Genomic DNA, 17573 nt, shown 5'->3' with positions numbered 1-17573 from the left:
ACCGTTTGGCCGAACATCTTCGGATAATTCTGGTGGCGATGGCGACCCAACGTTCACGCATGAGCACCAGCCCACGCGAGGTTCGCTCGTACGACCGACGAGATGGGACCGTCCAGTGTCACGACTGCCCGCGCGAGTGTGCGATTCCGGACGGCGAGACCGGTGCCTGTGACGTGCGGGTGAACGACGGCGGCACGCTGCTACTCGACAGCTACGGGAAGGCCGTCGCGACCGCTGTCGACCCAATCGAGAAGAAGCCGCTGTTTCACGTCGCGCCGGGCGCGCGACTGCTCTCGCTCGCGGCCAAGGGGTGTACCTTCGCCTGCGAGTTCTGTCAGAACTACGAGATTGCCCTCGAACACGAGGGGGTTCCGGAGCGCGACCGACCTCCCGAGACGCTCGCGACCACCGTCGAAGACAGGGGTCTCGACGGTATCGCGTACACCTACACGGAGCCGACGGCGTTTCTCGAATACGCACTCGACACGATGGACGCCGCTCCCGACGACGCGCTGCAGGTGTTCGTCTCGAACGGCTACATGACCCCCGAGACGGTCGACGCGCTCGCCCCGCGACTCGACGCCATCAACATCGACATCAAGGGCGACGAGACGTTTTACCGCGAGCACATCGGGGCGCCCGACCCCGAACCGATTTACGACGCCGTCGAGCGATTCGCCGACCGCGGCGTCCACGTCGAGGTGACCAACCTCATCGTGCCGGGGTACAACGACGACGAGCAGACGATTCGCGAGCGGATGGCGTGGCTCCACGACGCGGTCGGTCCCGAGACGCCCGTCCACTTCTCGCGGTTCCGTCCTGCCTATCAGTTCCGGGGCGTACAGCCGACGCCCGTCGAGACGCTGGAGCGTGCGATGGCGATTGCACGCGAGGAAGGACTGGCGTTCGTCTACTGCGGCAACGTCTCCGGCCACGAGGCCGAGTCAACCTACTGCCCCGAGTGTGGCCGCGTCCTCGTTCGCCGCGAGGGGTTCACCGTCGAATCGGTCACCCTCGGCGACGGTGCGTGTCCCTGCGGCTACGAGCCGCCGCTCGTCGGTACCGCACGCGAAGCGTCCCCTCGTCGACCATTCACAGCATGACTCACACCAACGCCCTCGACCGCGACAGCGGCAGTCGACTGCTCGCGCTCGCTCGCGAGAGCGTACGCCGAACCGCCCGCGGCGAGACCCATCCGACGCCAGAGGGAACCGACCCGGCGCTCGATGCCGAGCTCGGGGTGTTCGTCACGCTCGAACGCGACGGCGACCTCCGGGGCTGTGTCGGTCGCCCGCGCGCCGACGACCCCTTACGCACCGTCGTCGTCGAGGCCGCAGCCGACGCCGCTGCCAACGACCCACGCTTCGGTGCCGTCTCTCCCGCTGTTGTCCCCGACCTCGAGATCAGCGTCACCGTCCTCTCCGCACCCGAGGAGATTCCCGCCGACACCGATCACGTCGTCGTGGGACGCGACGGACTCGTCGTCTCACAGGGGCGAAGCCGGGGGCTGTTGCTCCCGCAGGTCGCCGTCGACAACGACTGGGACCCGGCGCAGCTCCTCACCGCGACCTGTCGGAAGGCCGGGCTTCCGGGTGTCGCGTGGCGGCGCGGCGATGTCACCGTCGAGCGGTTCACCGGCCGGGAGTTCCGCGAGACGGCCGACGGCCTTCGGGTACACCGCTACGACGAGACCGATTCGGACGGTACGGTACGGCACGCGGTCACCGACGGCGGCGTCGAACAGTCCGTCCGCCGGCCCGCCGTCGCCGGGGAGTTCTACGCCGACACCGAGTCGGAGCTGTGCGAGCAGGTCGTCGGTTGTTTCACCCACGACCTCGGTCCGGGACAACGCGTCGGGACCGTCGCCGGTCCGACCCCGCGGTTCATCGTCGCTCCCCACGCCGGCTACCCCTACTCCGGGCCGATTGCGGCCCACGGCTACGACCGACTCGCCGCCGGCTCCCCCGACGTGGCCATCGTCTTCGGGCCGAATCACGACGGCGGCGGCGAGGACGTGGCCGTCGCCCCCCACGACCGCTGGCTGACGCCCTTCGGTGCGCTTCCCGTCGCCGCGGATATCGCCCAGCGGCTCGTCGCGGAATCCGACGACGCGAGCTTCGATACCCGCGCTCACGAGGGTGAACACTCGATTGAGGTACAGCTCCCGTTCCTCCAACACTGTGGCGTGACGGCCGTCGTTCCGGTGTGTCTCGGCCGCATCGGTGCCGAGCGCGCCCGCCGGCTCGGGCAACGGGTCGCGACCGTCGCGGCCGACGCCGACCGCGACGTTGTCACCGTCGCCTCCACCGACCTCACGCACTACGAACCCGACGCCGTCGCCCGCGAGGCGGACGAACCGGTCGTGGACGCGCTCGCGGCCGGTGACCCTGACACTGTTATCGACGCAAAACGCCACGGGCACACGATGTGTGGGCCGTGGGGCGCGGTCGCCGGGCTGACCGCAGCGGCTGCGCTCGACTGTACGGCCGGTGAGACGTTGGCGTACGCGACGAGTGCAGACACCGCCGGAACGCCCGCCCGCGTGGTCGGCTACGCGTCGGTCGCCCGGTGGTAAGGCTCCCTCTAAAATTCTCCAACTCTCCGGACGCGATTTATATTGGGAATTCAATCCCACAAGGGTTCGTCTGTAACCGTCGTCATTCTCGATTGAGTATATTCTAAACGGCGCTTCAATCCCACAAGGGTTCGTCTGTAACCAGGACGGTCGCGAGCGGCTGCAGGCGCTTGAGGCTTCAATCCCACAAGGGTTCGTCTGTAACCCGTCGACGGACCCACGACGCTCGTGTGGCAAGTCCCGCTTCAATCCCACAAGGGTTCGTCTGTAACGCCAGTGACCTACGACGAGACGCCATACCTGGACCCGCTTCAATCCCACAAGGGTTCGTCTGTAACCTTACTGAGAGGATTCCAGAAACCCACGTATCTGGCTTCAATCCCACAAGGGTTCGTCTGTAACCCGAAAGACATCGGCGACATCTTCGAGCTTGACGGGCTTCAATCCCACAAGGGTTCGTCTGTAACTGTTTAGATAAAGACCCGGTAGAGAAAGCTGCTCTTGCTTCAATCCCACAAGGGTTCGTCTGTAACACTCATCGAGCATCGCCTCCTTTGCGTCCTTCAGGCGGGCGCTTCAATCCCACAAGGGTTCGTCTGTAACCAGGACCGACGTGACTACTCCGACCTCTCGCTTGTTGCTTCAATCCCACAAGGGTTCGTCTGTAACACTCCGCGACGCTCGCCGAGTCCATCTGGCCGCCGCTTCAATCCCACAAGGGTTCGTCTGTAACCGCGGTAAAACCAGTGTTGGATAAACTGGTCGTTGCTTCAATCCCACAAGGGTTCGTCTGTAACCCGGCTGATCTGATCGACGAGCGCCTCGGAGTCGGGCTTCAATCCCACAAGGGTTCGTCTGTAACGCCGTAGTCCTCGGGCGTGATCGTGCCCTCGACAGGGCTTCAATCCCACAAGGGTTCGTCTGTAACCGTGATATCTCTGGTGCGAGGTTTTTAGTAGCAACTTGCTTCAATCCCACAAGGGTTCGTCTGTAACCCGACACGAGTTCCATCTCCACTGCCTCCCCACCGTGCTTCAATCCCACAAGGGTTCGTCTGTAACTTGGATATCCTGAGCTACCGCCCGGTCGCAGGACTGGCTTCAATCCCACAAGGGTTCGTCTGTAACACTGTGGCGCCGAGTGGTTCCTGGCGTCAGATGGAGCTTCAATCCCACAAGGGTTCGTCTGTAACACGACGAGCTGCACCGGCTCGCCAAGCAGATACGTGCTTCAATCCCACAAGGGTTCGTCTGTAACGCGGGAGGTCGCGAGGATAGGTAGGCCCGAGGTTGCTTCAATCCCACAAGGGTTCGTCTGTAACTGGCAGTCCTCGTCGTTGTGGGGGCTGTTACCAGTGCTTCAATCCCACAAGGGTTCGTCTGTAACTGATGACGAGCACGCTCATTCACCCTCACCTCCGTTGCTTCAATCCCACAAGGGTTCGTCTGTAACTCGGTTTCCTCCTGCCGGCCCCCCGGCGCTACGACAAGCTTCAATCCCACAAGGGTTCGTCTGTAACCTGGCAACGTCACCGAGCTCGACGAGAGCAACATCGCGCTTCAATCCCACAAGGGTTCGTCTGTAACGCGTCACGCCGGCAATGCCGATGGTTGCTATGATGCTTCAATCCCACAAGGGTTCGTCTGTAACCGTTCCCGACACAGAGGCAGACGACGATGGTTCCACTGCTTCAATCCCACAAGGGTTCGTCTGTAACCCCCATCTTAGGCGGTATCGGCGTATATGTTGCCAGCTTCAATCCCACAAGGGTTCGTCTGTAACCCGGCGACGGCGTCCTTGCGCGTCGACAGCATCGGCTTCAATCCCACAAGGGTTCGTCTGTAACGCGGCGCGTGGACCGTCACCTCACGCCGACCACGGCTTCAATCCCACAAGGGTTCGTCTGTAACCAGACGAACTCGTGGTCTGCTTGGAGGCGCGCTTTCTGCTTCAATCCCACAAGGGTTCGTCTGTAACTATCTGTCGCTTTCGAAGCATCATCCAGTCGTGGGTGCTTCAATCCCACAAGGGTTCGTCTGTAACGTCGTCATGCACACCTCTTCGGTTTTATAAACAAAGCTTCAATCCCACAAGGGTTCGTCTGTAACGATATCCTGAGCTACCGCCCGGTCGCAGGAGTGGCTTCAATCCCACAAGGGTTCGTCTGTAACATAGTGCCAGTCTTCGCAGCGCGGATAGGCCGGGTCGCTTCAATCCCACAAGGGTTCGTCTGTAACCAGCGAATAAACGACAGCAGCAACGGCGACGGAGGCGTTTCAGCATGCTTCAATCCCACAAGGGTTCGTCTGTAACCATGCCCGATTCGGGGCACTCAGGCCCACATACCGATGCTCAGGACTTAGTGTTTCCGTCGACCCGCGATAACCCCAAAACCCCCGGGGGTCGATGGTCAGAGGAACTGCTGGTCGTCCATCGGGTCATCGCCGAACACCGACCGGTTCACGTACTTTTTCGAGGACATTCGATACACCATTATGGATTCGCCGTCCTCCAGCATCGATTCCAGCCGTCCCTCGACTTCCTCGGTCTTTCCCTCCGTCAACTCACCTTCGAAAACCGAGTTTTGCACGTGGACGAGGTACTGCCGCAGGTAGTTCAGGAACTTCGGCGTGCGGTCGGCCTGCACATCGTAGACGACGATAACGTACACCACGCTACCACCACCGTTCGAAGGGAACGTACTCTTCGCCGGTCAGGAGATGCTTCTTCAGCTTGTACGCCTCGATGCGAAGCAGATACTGATAGCTCACCTTCCGGTTCAGTCGTGGGTGTTCGACGGTTTCGTTCAGCGTCTCCTCGAACGCCTTCGAGACTGTCTTGCGCCCCGACTCGGTGAGCAGACAGCCGTTGAGATCGGTTTCGAACTCCTCGAGTGTCACCTGTGAGCGGTTCACGACTCGGAAGATGACGCGGTCCGCGAGCACGGGCTTGAACATATCCGCGATGTCGAGTGCGAGCGAGTAGCGGCGGTCGCCCGGCTCGTGGAGAAAGCTCACGGCGGGGTCGAGTGCCGTCGCGCGAATCGCGGAGACGACGTTCGCGTACACGAGCGAGTTCGCGAAGGAGATGAGGCTGTTCACCTCATTGTCCGGGGGGTTGTACTGGCGGCCGCCAAAGACGAAACCATCGGGAAGCACGTCGTCGAGAACCGAGTAGTATGCGCGTCGTGCCGTCGCCTCGACCCCCATTAGCTCGCTCACGTCAAGTTCCGGTTCGAGTCGCTCTTGTTGGGTATCCAGTTGTTCGATAACGTCACCGAACTCGTGGCCGCGACCGTCGTAGTAGCTGACGTTCGCGCGCATATTGTGGATGCTCCCGCGGATGAATTTCCGTGCCAGCGCGCGTCTGCGCTCCGGTGTGTCGTACGCGCGCACCTGCTCGACGACCGTCCGCCCGGAGGTCTGTCCCCGTTCTGGCATCACCGAGCCGGCGTAGTAGTCCTTCCAGCCGAAGACGTGCATCGCAACACCGTGGTCGTCGAGAAACGACATCACGCGGGTGTTAAAATCGATCTGTCCGTGGAGAAACAGCGCCTCCGCGTTCTCTATGGGGAGATACGACTTCTCGTCGTCGAGCCCGACCAGCCGGACCGTGTCGTTGTGTCGCTCGATGCGCCCGTCGCTGAAGATGTGATAGTTGTCGTTCACGATTAACAACTCCAACAGAAGTCGTGGTAGGCACACGACTCACAGAACGGCTTCTCCTCTGCCGGCGGCGGCGATTCACGGTTTATGACGCGGTGGATGCCGCGAATCGCCCCCTCGACCCACTCGGCGTTCTCTTCGGTGAGTTCGACCGGCTCGCGCCGTCGCTCGCGCGGATGTGCAAGGACACCGTCGCGTTCGACCCCGACCACGCGCTGTAAATACCAGAGATAATACAGCAGTTGGAGCTTCGCCGGCTCCACCAGCGACGACGAGGGTTTCACCTCCATCACGCGTCCGTCCTCCAACACATCGATAGCGATGGTGCCGTCGATGGAGAGATTTCGACGTTCGTCTTCGTAGGCCGATTCGTCCACCTGCGTCCCGCGGACGACCGCTGCGTTCTCGCGGTCGATTTCGATGTTGCGCGACTCAAACCAGAGTTCGCGTTTACAAACTGCGTAATACTGCATCATGACGCCGGTGACGTGGAACTCGTCGTCGCGTGTCTCGTCGCGTGCCGATTCGAGCAACAGTTCGACGGGGTCGGTGTCACTCATAGGAACTGGTGGGCGACGCTACTGCCGGGCACGACGAACCCCTGCGTCGTGTCGAAGTGGGCTTCGTACCGGTCGGTGTCGAGACAGTACAGCCCTTCGTCCTCGACGAGCACCGGAAGCTGCTGAATCGCTTCCGCCCGGTCATCGTCCCAGCCGAGCGGAACCGAGATTCGTCGGTCCTTCGATTCGTCGAGCAGTCGGCGAAACTCCGTCCACTCGCGTGCCTGCTCGGCCTGTCGAACCTTCTCTGCGAGCCGGCGGTCGTCGTCGGTCCGACAGACGAGAATCTCCGCGGTGCGTCTGGCGTCGATGAGCGAAAGCTCTCCCAACGCGGCTGCTCGTGCGCTATCGACGTGGTCGGCGTACTCGGCTTTCCCCACGTTCTTTTCCTCGCGAAGCCGTCTGTAGTATCGACTCACCGCCTCGTCGGCGACGGCCCGTTCGGGTAGCGTACCGCCGTCGTCGTCACGAACTGCAGCCAGCGTCTCTGCCGTCACAGGCAGCAGCGAGACGCCGCGATTGTAGATGGCCGCCGCCGGCGTCTTCTGCTGGTCTCCCGGCGCGTCGAGCCACCAGACGGTGACCTCACCGCGCTCGCGCTCGAACGAGCGGTTACACCGGCCCGCAGCCTGTACGATGCTGTCGATGGGTGCGAGGTCACGGTACACCGTATCGAAGCTGATGTCGACGCCAGCTTCGATGAGTTGTGTCGAGACGACGGTGAGAGGATACCCCTCGTCGGTAAGTTGCTTTGCAGCCTGAATGAGCGCGAGTCGGTCCCGCGGTCGCAGTCGCGTCGAGAGATGCAGCGTCGCCGGTCGCCCGTCACGGCGTACTTTCTTGACGATTTTCTCCGGCGTGAACTCGTCTTCCACGTCGAGAAGCTCGCCGTACCGCTTCCCGACGTTCACGTAGTTGCCAGAGAGTTGGTCGGTTAGCTCGCGCGCGCTGTCGATTGTGTTACAGATTGCGAGTGATGACTGTCCGGAATCGAGCGTTCGTTCGAGCGTCCCGCCGGCCGATTCGTACGATTTCGGCGTCGCCTCGCTCCGACGTTCGACGTAGCGTTCGGTCGACTCATCGAGCACGTACTCGACGCGCTCGACGGCCTCGAAGTACGACGACGGCTCCGCGACCAGCTCCGTGGCGTCTTCGAACAGCCGTGGCTGTGTGGCTGTCATCGCGATGACCGTCGCGTCGTACCGGTCTATTAGGAGTTCGACCAGTCGGGGCGCGAGCTTCCACCAGTCGAGTGGGAGACTCTGTGGCTCGTCCAGCACGATAACGGCATCCTGCAGTGCCGGCAGCTTCAGCGACTGCCGGTTTGCCGGCCCGGCGAGACTCTCGAACAGTTGGACGAACGTCGTCACGGTCAATCCGGCCAGCCAGCTCTCGGCGAGCATCCCCGCGATGTCGTCGTGCTTGTCGGCTCTTTCCTCGTCATCGTCGTCTCGAATCACCGTCTCCGCGAGGTGGTGGTGGGCGGTGAGCAGCCGGCCCGTCCCGTCCGTCTCGTAGATGTCGGCGAGTTCGTCGACGACTTGGTCGATGATACTCGTGAACGGGAGCGCGTAGACGATCCGCTCGCCGCCGAGTCGCTCGCGGAGGTCGAACGCGGCGGAAAGCCCGGTGAGGGTCTTCCCCAGTCCCGTCGGCAAGGTGAGGGTCGCGACGCCGCCGCCGTCCTCGGCGAACGATTCTGTTGTCTCCAGCACTTCCGCGCGAGCGCGCGACCGATGGTAATCAAGCCGTTGTTCACGCGTCCCCTCTGGGTCAGCGTCGGCCTCCTTCTCTATGTCAGCGACGTACGCCTCGAACACGTCTCGTCGGGGCCGTTTCGGTTCGTACGTCTCGGCGTCTCGCTTTGCCCCCGCCGCACTCGTCTTGTCGGCAAGCGTCAGCGCGCTCCAACACCGAAGTACGGTCCCGTAGCAGTCCACGGAGAGAGCATCCCTACCGACTCTCGGCATCGCACCGTCGCCGGTAACGGTCGCGTCGATGTCATCGAGCAAAGAGACGAACTCACCGGTAAACTCCGACCACGAGCCTTCGCCGTCGCTCGCTCGCTCGAATACATCGGCGGCGAGGTCCGGTGCGTGCTCGCGGATGTCGGCCAACTGTTTTGCAACGGCACGCTGGCTCTCTGTGACCTTCGTCTCCGAATTACCGTCGTTCGTATTTGTTCGGTCGTGGACGTACGTCGCGACGTTCGGAAGCTCGCCGTGATGTTTCGCGACGGCGACGAAGCCGGCCAGACAGGTTTCCGTATCGAAGCCCCGCGCGTCGAGCGCGTAGTACGCCGCGAACGACCCCAGCGGCGCGTGGTATCGGAGCGCTGAATCGCCCTGATACTCGTCGTTCAAATACTGCTGGAAGTAGCTCGTCGCCTTCCCGAAATCGTGCAACAGCGCGAGCGTCTCACACACCGCCCGCAGCGACTCCCCCGCGGGCGTCTGCACCGACGCCGGAACGACGTGCGGTATCCGCGCCGCGACGTCATCGAGGTGGTCCGAGAGCGGCACCGCTTCCCGCTCGCCCTCAGCGGGGTGTGAGCGGATCATCACACGAACACCACGGTCCGGTCGCCGACGCGTGAGGTTTCGATGTTGTCGACGGGAAGCGCCCCGCCGTCGGCGTTGTACGCGTACGTCGTGAACGCCGTCGTCGTCCGGCCCCCCTCGTCGGTCGTCATGAACGCGGGTGACTCCTCGATACCGCTTTTCACCTTCGGCTTGACGACGAGCGAGTCAACCGCGTTCGGCACCGCCGAATCCACGTTCACCTTCCCCGAGGCCGGCTGTGATTCTACCTCGAACTCGCCGTGGTACTCCAGCTCGGCGAGATGCTCAGAGAGACCGAGACTCGGGACGTAGTGGGACTTCCCGGCGTCGAGTAGCTCCCGCAGCTCGGCGTACCGCTCGGCGTCGCGCAGCGCGACGTCGATACGGTATGCCGGCTCCACGAGCACCTCGTAGTTGTGCTGTTGGCGGAGCGCGGTCGGGTCGGGAAGCTGCATCGAAACCTTCCCGCGGCCGTTGAGCGACCGGAGATTCCCGTCTGCAGTCGAGAGGGAGTTCATCGGCATATTGACCGCCCGAAGCTCCTCCGTCGGCTCGATGGCGATTGCCGACTGCTCGGGACCGAACAGCTCGTAGTAGCCGTCGCGCTCGATGCCGAGTACGGCGGCGAGCAGCCCCGCGACGGTCGTTCGAGGCATCACGCGGTAGGTCTGCTTGACGACATTCCCCTCGACCCGGCGGAAGTGACCCCACGGACCGCGAACCGTCACCGAGAGACAGCGGCTCGGGAACGACCCCTCCTCTGTCCAATCGTCGAGCGACTCCTGTCCCATCGTCACTCCTCGGTCGCCAGCGTCTCCAGATACTCGTCGTACACGTCGATTTCCTCGACGGCGTCGCTTCCGACGGCCTCCTCGATTGTCCCGTACAGCAACTCGGGGCCGCCCTCCTTGCCGTCGTGGGCGAATTGGAGCACGTCGCTCGCCACCACGCGGACGCGCGCGATCTGATCGCTCGCTCCCTCGAGTCGGTCGATGAACGCGTCGAGGTCGACCGCGAGGTCGCGAACGTTGCGAAGCTCCTCGTCCGGCTTCGACGCCCCGTCGTCGAGACTGAGGTCCTTGTCGAGTCCGCCGAGGTGGTAGCTCTCCTCGTCGTACTCGACGCGGAGATACAGCCGGGGCTCCTGTCCGACCTTGCTCCGGGAAATGGTCTGGTTCTTCAGCGCGCGCCAGCAGAGCGTGTCGAGCCGACGCACGTCCGTGTCGGTGAGCTTCGTGCTTTCGGCTCCGTGTTCATCGACCAGCCCGTGGAACCGAATCAGCCCGTACTGGATGCGGTGGTCGTCGAGGTCGAAGCCGCCCTGCTCTTTCCCCTCCTGTGTCGCGATGACGCTCGTCAGGCTGTCGTACTCCTCGTTTTCGTTGACGGTGTGCATACTCTTGCCGGGGGAGAACTGCACCGGGCCGGTGAAGTGGTCCGGGAGGTGCTTCGCGTAGGTGTCGTCGACGGACATAGTCGCGCCGAAGTAGCGCACGTCCGCGCTTTCTTCGAGAAATTCCCCGAAGATGTCGTCGCGGAACTGCTCGCTTTCTTCCTCGTCGTCGAGGTCGTAGTCGTCGGGGTCGACTGCCTTCAGCCGGTCTTCGAGTAGCTGTGCGCGGGTGAACTGCTCGCCCTCCTCCTGAACGTTGCGGATGTAGACGCCGTGGCCGTCGTCGTCCAACTGGTCTCGCAGATACCGCTTCAGGCGCACGTCGGTGACGATTGCCTGCTGTGTCTGCGGGTCGATTCGCGGCCGATTTGAGCCGCTGAGGGGGTTGCCGTTCGGGTTCGCGTCGACTGCGTCGTACAGGAAGACGATTTCGGAGCGGTTCTCGACGGTGTCGGTGGTGTCTGTCATGTTAGGTGTCCTCGTTGTTGCTGGTCGCGCGGTCGTTCATGCCGTAGGTGACGCCGAGTGCGTAGTAGAAGCGTAGGTCGTCAGTGTCGAGCACCCACTCGTCGGGCTCGGGGTTTAACACCGTCTCGCGGAGCCGTTCGACGATGTGGCTGAACTTCGTCACCGTCCGGCCCTCCTCGCGGGTGTAGGTGACCGTCTTGCCGATAGCCTCCTGTGTCACCTTCTTGATTCGCGTCTGGGTGATGGATTTCACGGGGAACTGATCGATGAGCGTGGTCGAACGTCCGAGGTCGTACCCCTGATAGTTCCCGACCGCGCCGACGAGCGCGCCGAGTAAGAACGCCCCCCGGCGCTGGTCGGTCGTGTCGTCGCCGTCTTCAGTCGGCGCGATGGCGGGTGTCTGTTCGATGAACGATTCGAGTTTGGCTTCCCCGGGGTTCCCCCCGTCAGGTAGGATATCTTCGACTGTTTCCATTGGTGGCTTCTCGTAGGCTGGTTCGCGGGTGATCGATTCCTTCGCATCGTCGGTCGTCGAGAGCAGATTCAGCTCGTCGTTCGCCAGCGCACACAGCTGTGCGAACTGGCTCGCGACGAGAAACGACGGGAACTCGCGGTCCTCGTCGTTCGTCTCGGTCGTGATACGGTCGGTGTACTCATCGAGCAGCTGCTCGACGGCGATCGACTCGCCGCTCAGTACGGCGACGAGCGCGTCGATGCGCGGGTCGTCCTCCTCGGCCTCGTCGTCGTCGTGGTCGGCGAACGTCTGCGTGAAGTACCAGCCGCCCGTGACCGAGCCGAGCTGCTCGTCGCTCCCCGACAGCAGCGCCCAGTTCTCGTTCGTCGGGAACGGCGCGGTCCACTCGCTATCGAGAAACGGCTCCGTCTTCACGACCTGATTGTGGGTCTGTGCGAGATGGCGTGGGTAGAACAGCTTCCCGTTCAGCGTCTCGCCGACCACGTCGTACCGTGAGGTTTGGTGTGCGAGCACGGCCGAGACGTAGAATCGAAGCTCCGACCCGTCGCCGAACACACGTTCGCCTTCCCGCGTCTTGTCGTACGCCTTCTCGACGGGGTTCAGTCCATCGTGGTCGAGAATCGCGTAGAGCAGTCGGTAGAGGTCACGCGCCCCTTCGGGCGTGATGGTTCCGAACGGGTACGGAAGATAAAACACCCGCGCGCCGAGCGCGTAGAAGGAACACGCGTCGGTGAATGCGTCTGCGTTCATCACCGTCACGGCGGCATCCTCCGAGATTGGGTGGCTGCGCCACGCCTGCTCGATGTCGAGTCCGGGGAACTTCTCGCGTTGTTTGCCGAGGAAGTAGTTCTGTGGGTCGTCTGCGGTCCCGACCGTGCGGGTCTTCGCGCCGGTGACGATGTCTGTCGCCTCGCCCGAAGAGTCGTCGGCCTTGTTCTTGGTGACGAGCTTCGAGAGCCGCTGTCGGCGCATTCCCTCCATTATTACGTCCAACTCGCCGGGCCACAGATATTCGCCATCCTCTTCGCGTCGGATTTGGACGGTAAGTACCGCTGTTGTCTTCTCTCCATCGAGCTGTCGCTTGACTTCCTGCTTGACGTTCTGGACAAGCTCTTCTGACTCTCCGGCTGCTGCCAGTTTATTTATAATCCAGCCGTCGTCATGTTCCCCAGCAAGCTCGGCTACTGCATCCTCTGTCGGCCATCTGGTAAGGCGGTCAGTCGCATATTTTCCGAGCTTCTCAGGAGACTTTCTCTGGCCAGATTTGTGGGTAATACTGTGGTCGATTCCTGCTCCCTTGTTCGCGAAATAGCAGTGGGCGACCTTCGTCACGAGGTCGTCGGTGTATCGCGTAATCCACACCGGTCCACGGTCATCGTCTGCAAGCCGCGGCTCCTCGCCGGAGAGGTCCACGCGGACGACGACGAGACTGCGGTCGGTGTCGATGAGGTCCTCCGCCGCGTCGGGAGTCAGATACGGCGCGTACTCGCCGCCGCCGGTCGTAGCGAGCGTGTAGAGTTTCCCGTACAGATACTGGAGGTCGCGCAGCGAGCCGACCGGTGAATCCGGCAGCTCCTCATGGAGCGTCTCGTCGTCGTACGCGTCGGCGAACGCCTCAGGCGAAAGCATCCAACCCCTCCAACTCCGTCTCGCCGGGTCGGGTTCGCTCCACGATGTTGACGAAGCCGAAGCCGAGCCCGTTGCGCCCCCCGATCCCGGTGTCGAGGGCGAGATTCAGGTGGCGACGGTGGGTGTCGTCGCGAACGCGGTAGTCGAACCGCCACTTCGAGACGACCAACTGAATTTCGACGCCCGTCGTCACGGTCGTCGGGAGTGCGTACGTCTTGAGTAGCTCGTAGCCATCAAACAGCGTCTCGCCCACGTCGGTCGGACTCGGGACGTAGTCGGGGGCGAATCGGTCGTGTTTGCGCGCGAGGTTCGCGTCCAGCGCGTCGCGCACCGGCTCCAACCCGTGTTCGGGTTGCCAGTACGTCGGCGACCCCGACTCGCTGTCGATACCGTACGCCTCCCGGCGCTCGTCGTAGAGCCGAATCACGACGCCGGTTGCCGTCTCGATGACTCCTCGCGTCCCCGGCTCTCCGACGTCCGGCTCGACGGGTGCGAGGTCGGTCACGGTAAACGGCATATCACCGACATTGAACTCCGGATTCCGCTTGAGCGACTCCGCCATCGTCGCGAGCAACTCCTCACGCGGCGAGGCGACGAGCAGCGACCGTTCGTCACCCTCCGCGATTTCGTCCCACGGGAAGATGTTCGAGAACGCGAGTCCGGTCGGCGCGTCGTCGTGTTCGGCCCCGTACTCTGTCCCGTCAAGGGCCCGCCAGAGCCGCCCGCGAAGCTTGTGGTGGTAGCTCGTTTTGTACTCGGCGTCGGCGTCGGCTTCGAGTGAAATCAGCAGCCGCATCCGCTCTCGCCGTCACCCCAGCAGTGTTTCATAAGTTGACACACCGCGTCGTTCAGATGGGGAGAAAATAGTTCTTTTGCCGCCCCAAGCGAGCGAATTTACTCCGTCTCGACGAGCCGCTCGTACTGCGCGCCGGTCTGTTTGAGCGTCGCCGTCGAGTAGAGTCGTTCGTGGGGGACGGGGAGATACTCGCTCGCGAGCTCGTCGATGACCGAATCCACGGCCGCCGAATCGCGCCCGTGGACCATCGTGAACAGATTGTACTCCCAGCCCTGTTCGGGCCGGCGCGGGCGGTGATAACAGAGGGTGACGTACGGGAGGCTGCCGACGCGCTCGCCGTACTCGTCGAGCTTGTCGTCGGGGACGTTCCAGACGACCATGCAGTTGCTGTCGAAGCCGGTGACGACGTGGTTGACGACACAGCCGATGCGCTTGATACAGCCGTTCTCGCGCAGGCGTTCGACGCTGTCGAGCACCGACGCCACGTCGACGTCGAGGTCGGCGGCGATGTCGGCGTACGGCGTCAGCGACAGCGGAAAGCCGTCCTGAATCGCGAGCAGGAGGCGACGGTCGAGCGCGGAGAGGTCGCCGGTGGCCTGCTCGGAGATGCGGGTCGCGCTCACCTCGGTCTCGGTCAGCGACTCGCGGGCGAACCGGTCCTCGTTGACCACCGGGAACTCGAGGTCGATGTAGTAATCGGTCAACATCGGGAGATTCAGGACCTCACAGCCGGTCTCGGTCTCGATGTCGGCCAGAATCTCATCGCGGGTGTCGCGGTCGCTCGCGGTGACGACGAACCACATGTTCCACTCGTGGTCCCGTCGGTAGTTGTGGTTCACCTGCCGGTGGCTGTTGATGGTGTCGGCGACTTCATCGAAGCGCCCGTCGGGTGCGCTGACGGCCGCGAGCGTGGAGGAGCCGATGACGGGCGGATTCAACACCGCGCCGAAGCGGCGGAAGATTCCGTCCTCGCGGAGCCGCCGGACGCGGTCGAGCGTATCCGACTCCTCGATACCGAGCTCCTCGGCGAGGACGCGAAACGGGCGTTCGGTGACGGGAAAGCCGCTCTGGTACTCGTCGATGAGGGCGGCGTCGGTGGCGTCGAGTCCGACACGCCAGTCAGCCTGCTGGCTCATTACCCGCCTTACGTGGGGTAGCTATACCCCGCTTTCGGTTCCTACGCCGCCGCGACGGCCTCGACCAGTTCCTCGTAGTCGGGTTCGACCGTCGGGTCGTCCGTCGTCCACGTGTAGGTGACGGTTCCCTCGCTGTCGAGCACGAAGACGGCGCGGTTCGCGACCCCGAACAGCCCGAGGTCCTCGATGTCGATACGGAGGTCGTACGCCTCGATGACCTCCCGGGACATGTCCGACACCAAATCGAACGAGAGGTCGTACTCGTCGCGGAAGGCGTTCAGCGAGAAGGCGGAGTCGGCGCTGACGCCCAGCACGCGCGCGTCGCCGAAGTCGTCGGCGTGGTCTTCGAGCGCGACCATCTCGTTCGAGCACGGCGGCGTGAACGCGCCGGGGAAGAAGGCCAACACGACCGGCCCGTCGCCGAGCGCGTCTTCGAGCGAGAACGCCTCGACCTCGCCGTTTGCAATCGTCGCCTCGAATCGTGGTGCAGTGTCGTCGGTAGCAACCATACTCGTCCAAGGAACGAGACACGCATAAACCTGGGATAGACGGGCGGTGTTGCGTGTTCTCGCCCGCGTTACCACGACCCGTCAACGCTTGGTCACTACCCGCGGGGTGACTCGTCACCGGCGTCGACCCGACGGCTCAGGCGAGTCGCCGGCCGTAGACGGTCATGTCGACGCCGGAAACGACGAACGGCTCGTGGACCGCCTCCCAGCCGGTCTGCTCGTAGAACGACTGTGCGGCGTGGTTGTCCGACTCGGTGGTGAGGATGACTCGCCTGCGGGTGACACCCTCGAGCAGTCGGTCGACGAGCCGGGTTCCGAGGCCGGTGCGGCGGCGGGCGGGCGCGACGCCCAGCTCCACGAGTTCGAAGGTGTCGGTGAGCCACTCCGTCGCGACCGACCGCGGCATATCCGCGTGAAGCTGGTCGTGGTAGTCGCGGCCCGCCTTCGAGTCGTGGCCGTAGGTGAAGCCGACGACCTCCTGGCCGTCGAGGGCGACGAAGCCGCGGTAGCCGGTGTGGTCGGCGTGTGCGCGGAATCGCGGCTCCGTGCTGGCCGGCCGCTCGCCGTGAATCGCCTCGTAGAGCCGCAACGCGGCGTGAAAGTGTGGGGTGTTTGGAGCGAGCGGGAGAAGTTCCATACACAAGCGACGCACGCATCGGGGATGAAAGGCGGGCGTCAAGATAGTAGAGAGATACCCGGAGCCGACGGATTTTCCTCGCGCGCGCACCCACAGACAGGTATGGCTACCACGGACGCGACCGAGGAGGAGTGGCCGCTCGTCCGACTGATGACGGAGGTCGTCGGCTCGGGCCACAAATCCGCAGACGACATGACACGCGCGCAGGCCAGCCAGGCGTTCCGCCGGATTCTCGACGGCGACCCCGACCAGACGACGCTGGGCGCGTTCTGGCTCGCCAACCGCTGGAAGCGCAACACGCCCGAGGAGCTGGGCGCGTTCGTCGACGAGATGGCCGCCGACACCCAGACCGCCGCGCCCGAGTGTGACCCCGTCGACTGCGGCGCGAACTACGACGGGAAAGGTCGCACCGCGATTCTCGGTGTCGCCGCCGGACTCGTCGCCGCGGCCGCCGGCACGCCCGTCGTCGTCCACTCCGGCGACCGCGTGCCGACGCAGAAACAGGACGCCTACAAGCACGTCCTTGATGAACTCGGCGTCGAGACCGACCTCACGCCTGCTGATTCCGCCGCCATGACCGACGAGGTCGGCTTCGGCTTCTACTACCAGCCGAACTTCGCGCCGGCGATTGACGCCCTCTCCGACCGCCGCGCCGCGATGGGCGTCCGCACCTTCGTCAACACCATCGAGACGCTGGCGAATCCCGCCGAGGCGTCGACGCATCTCGGCTCCTTCTATCATCTCCCCTACGCCGTCCGCATCATCGAGACGTTCCAGGAAGCGCGCTCGTCGGACGTGGAGCGCGTCCTGATGTTCCAGGGGATGGAAGGGTACGACGACATCCGACCGGGGTCGACGACCGTCGCCGAGTGGTCCGGCGGCGACGTGGACGACTTCACCATCGAAACGCCCGACTACGGGATGGACTTCGAGGAGGAGACGCTCGGCGTCGAGGACGTGGCCGGCGAGTCCGCCGCCATCACCGAGACCGTGCTCTCGGGCGAGCGCGAGGACGCCTTCGCCGACGCGGTCGCGCTCAACGCCGCGCTCCGCATCTACGCCGGCGAGGACGCCGACTCCATCGAGGACGGACTCGACCAGGCGCGCGAGGCAATCGACTCCGGCGCGGCCGCCGACCGACTCGACGCACTGCGCGCGTTCTGAGGCGG

General features: G+C 63.7%; 14 protein-coding genes and 1 CRISPR repeat array. Of the genes, 3 read left to right on the top strand and 11 right to left on the bottom strand.

Annotation, left to right across the window (positions count from 1 at the left end; genetic code table 11):
- The first annotated feature begins 59 nt into the window (after positions 1-59).
- Together amrS and amrB are read left to right on the top strand one after the other, a co-directional pair.
- Positions 60-1103, top strand: coding sequence for an AmmeMemoRadiSam system radical SAM enzyme (gene amrS / locus DM818_RS03780; protein ID WP_172977281.1), 1044 nt, complete (start codon positions 60-62; stop codon positions 1101-1103).
- Positions 1100-2575, top strand: a complete 1476-nt coding sequence (gene amrB, locus DM818_RS03775) for an AmmeMemoRadiSam system protein B (RefSeq protein WP_153952337.1) — start codon at positions 1100-1102, stop codon at positions 2573-2575. The genes amrS and amrB overlap by 4 nt, the downstream gene beginning before the upstream one ends.
- 47 nt (positions 2576-2622) lie before the next feature.
- A CRISPR array of direct repeats spans positions 2623-4888; the repeat unit is 30 nt; unit sequence GCTTCAATCCCACAAGGGTTCGTCTGTAAC.
- Positions 4889-4985: 97 nt separating this feature from the next.
- On the opposite strand, the gene cas2 is transcribed toward amrB, so the two are convergent.
- From cas2 to DM818_RS03720, 11 genes are all read right to left on the bottom strand, one after another.
- The gene (cas2, locus tag DM818_RS03770; RefSeq protein WP_153952336.1) at positions 4986-5249 is read right to left on the bottom strand and encodes a CRISPR-associated endonuclease Cas2; all 264 of its coding nucleotides are present in this window, start codon (positions 5247-5249) and stop codon (positions 4986-4988) included.
- 1 nt (position 5250) lies between these two features.
- Entirely contained in the window at positions 5251-6243 is a 993-nt protein-coding gene (gene cas1b / locus DM818_RS03765) for a type I-B CRISPR-associated endonuclease Cas1b (RefSeq protein WP_153952690.1), read from the bottom strand.
- 2 nt (positions 6244-6245) lie between these two features.
- The gene (gene cas4, locus DM818_RS03760) at positions 6246-6800 is read right to left on the bottom strand and encodes a CRISPR-associated protein Cas4 (RefSeq protein ID WP_153952335.1); all 555 of its coding nucleotides are present in this window, start codon (positions 6798-6800) and stop codon (positions 6246-6248) included.
- Positions 6797-9361: a CRISPR-associated endonuclease Cas3'' gene (locus DM818_RS03755; RefSeq protein WP_153952334.1), complete on the bottom strand. Its 2565-nt coding sequence runs from the start codon at positions 9359-9361 to the stop codon at positions 6797-6799. The genes cas4 and DM818_RS03755 overlap by 4 nt, the downstream gene beginning before the upstream one ends.
- A complete protein-coding gene (gene cas5b, locus DM818_RS03750; RefSeq protein WP_153952333.1) occupies positions 9361-10152 on the bottom strand; it encodes a type I-B CRISPR-associated protein Cas5b in 792 nt (263 codons plus the stop codon). Before cas5b ends, DM818_RS03755 begins: the two co-directional genes overlap by 1 nt.
- A 2-nt stretch (positions 10153-10154) precedes the next feature.
- Positions 10155-11222, bottom strand: a complete 1068-nt coding sequence (gene cas7b / locus DM818_RS03745) for a type I-B CRISPR-associated protein Cas7/Csh2 (RefSeq protein ID WP_153952332.1) — start codon at positions 11220-11222, stop codon at positions 10155-10157.
- A gap of 1 nt (position 11223) precedes the next feature.
- The gene (gene cas8b, locus DM818_RS03740) at positions 11224-13326 is read right to left on the bottom strand and encodes a type I-B CRISPR-associated protein Cas8b/Csh1 (protein ID WP_153952331.1); all 2103 of its coding nucleotides are present in this window, start codon (positions 13324-13326) and stop codon (positions 11224-11226) included.
- Positions 13313-14122, bottom strand: coding sequence for a CRISPR-associated endoribonuclease Cas6 (gene cas6, locus DM818_RS03735; protein ID WP_153952330.1), 810 nt, complete (start codon positions 14120-14122; stop codon positions 13313-13315). Before cas6 ends, cas8b begins: the two co-directional genes overlap by 14 nt.
- Positions 14123-14220: 98 nt before the next feature.
- Positions 14221-15258, bottom strand: a complete 1038-nt coding sequence (gene ahbB / locus DM818_RS03730) for a siroheme decarboxylase subunit beta (RefSeq protein WP_075938043.1) — start codon at positions 15256-15258, stop codon at positions 14221-14223.
- 41 nt (positions 15259-15299) lie between these two features.
- Entirely contained in the window at positions 15300-15767 is a 468-nt protein-coding gene (locus DM818_RS03725; RefSeq protein ID WP_075938044.1) for a redoxin domain-containing protein, read from the bottom strand.
- A 136-nt stretch (positions 15768-15903) separates the two neighbouring features.
- Positions 15904-16404, bottom strand: coding sequence for a GNAT family N-acetyltransferase (locus DM818_RS03720; RefSeq protein ID WP_123123814.1), 501 nt, complete (start codon positions 16402-16404; stop codon positions 15904-15906).
- A gap of 102 nt (positions 16405-16506) precedes the next feature.
- On the opposite strand from DM818_RS03720, the gene DM818_RS03715 reads away from it, so the two are divergent.
- Positions 16507-17568 (top strand): anthranilate phosphoribosyltransferase, encoded by a 1062-nt coding sequence (locus DM818_RS03715; protein ID WP_075938046.1) that lies wholly within the window; start codon positions 16507-16509, stop codon positions 17566-17568.
- Positions 17569-17573: the final 5 nt, after the last annotated feature.

Source organism: Halosegnis longus, from assembly GCF_009663395.1.
Taxonomy (GTDB): Archaea; Halobacteriota; Halobacteria; order Halobacteriales; family Haloarculaceae; genus Halosegnis; species Halosegnis longus.
Note: the sequence above shows the minus strand (reverse complement) of the source record. Positions and strands in the feature narration are given on the sequence as shown.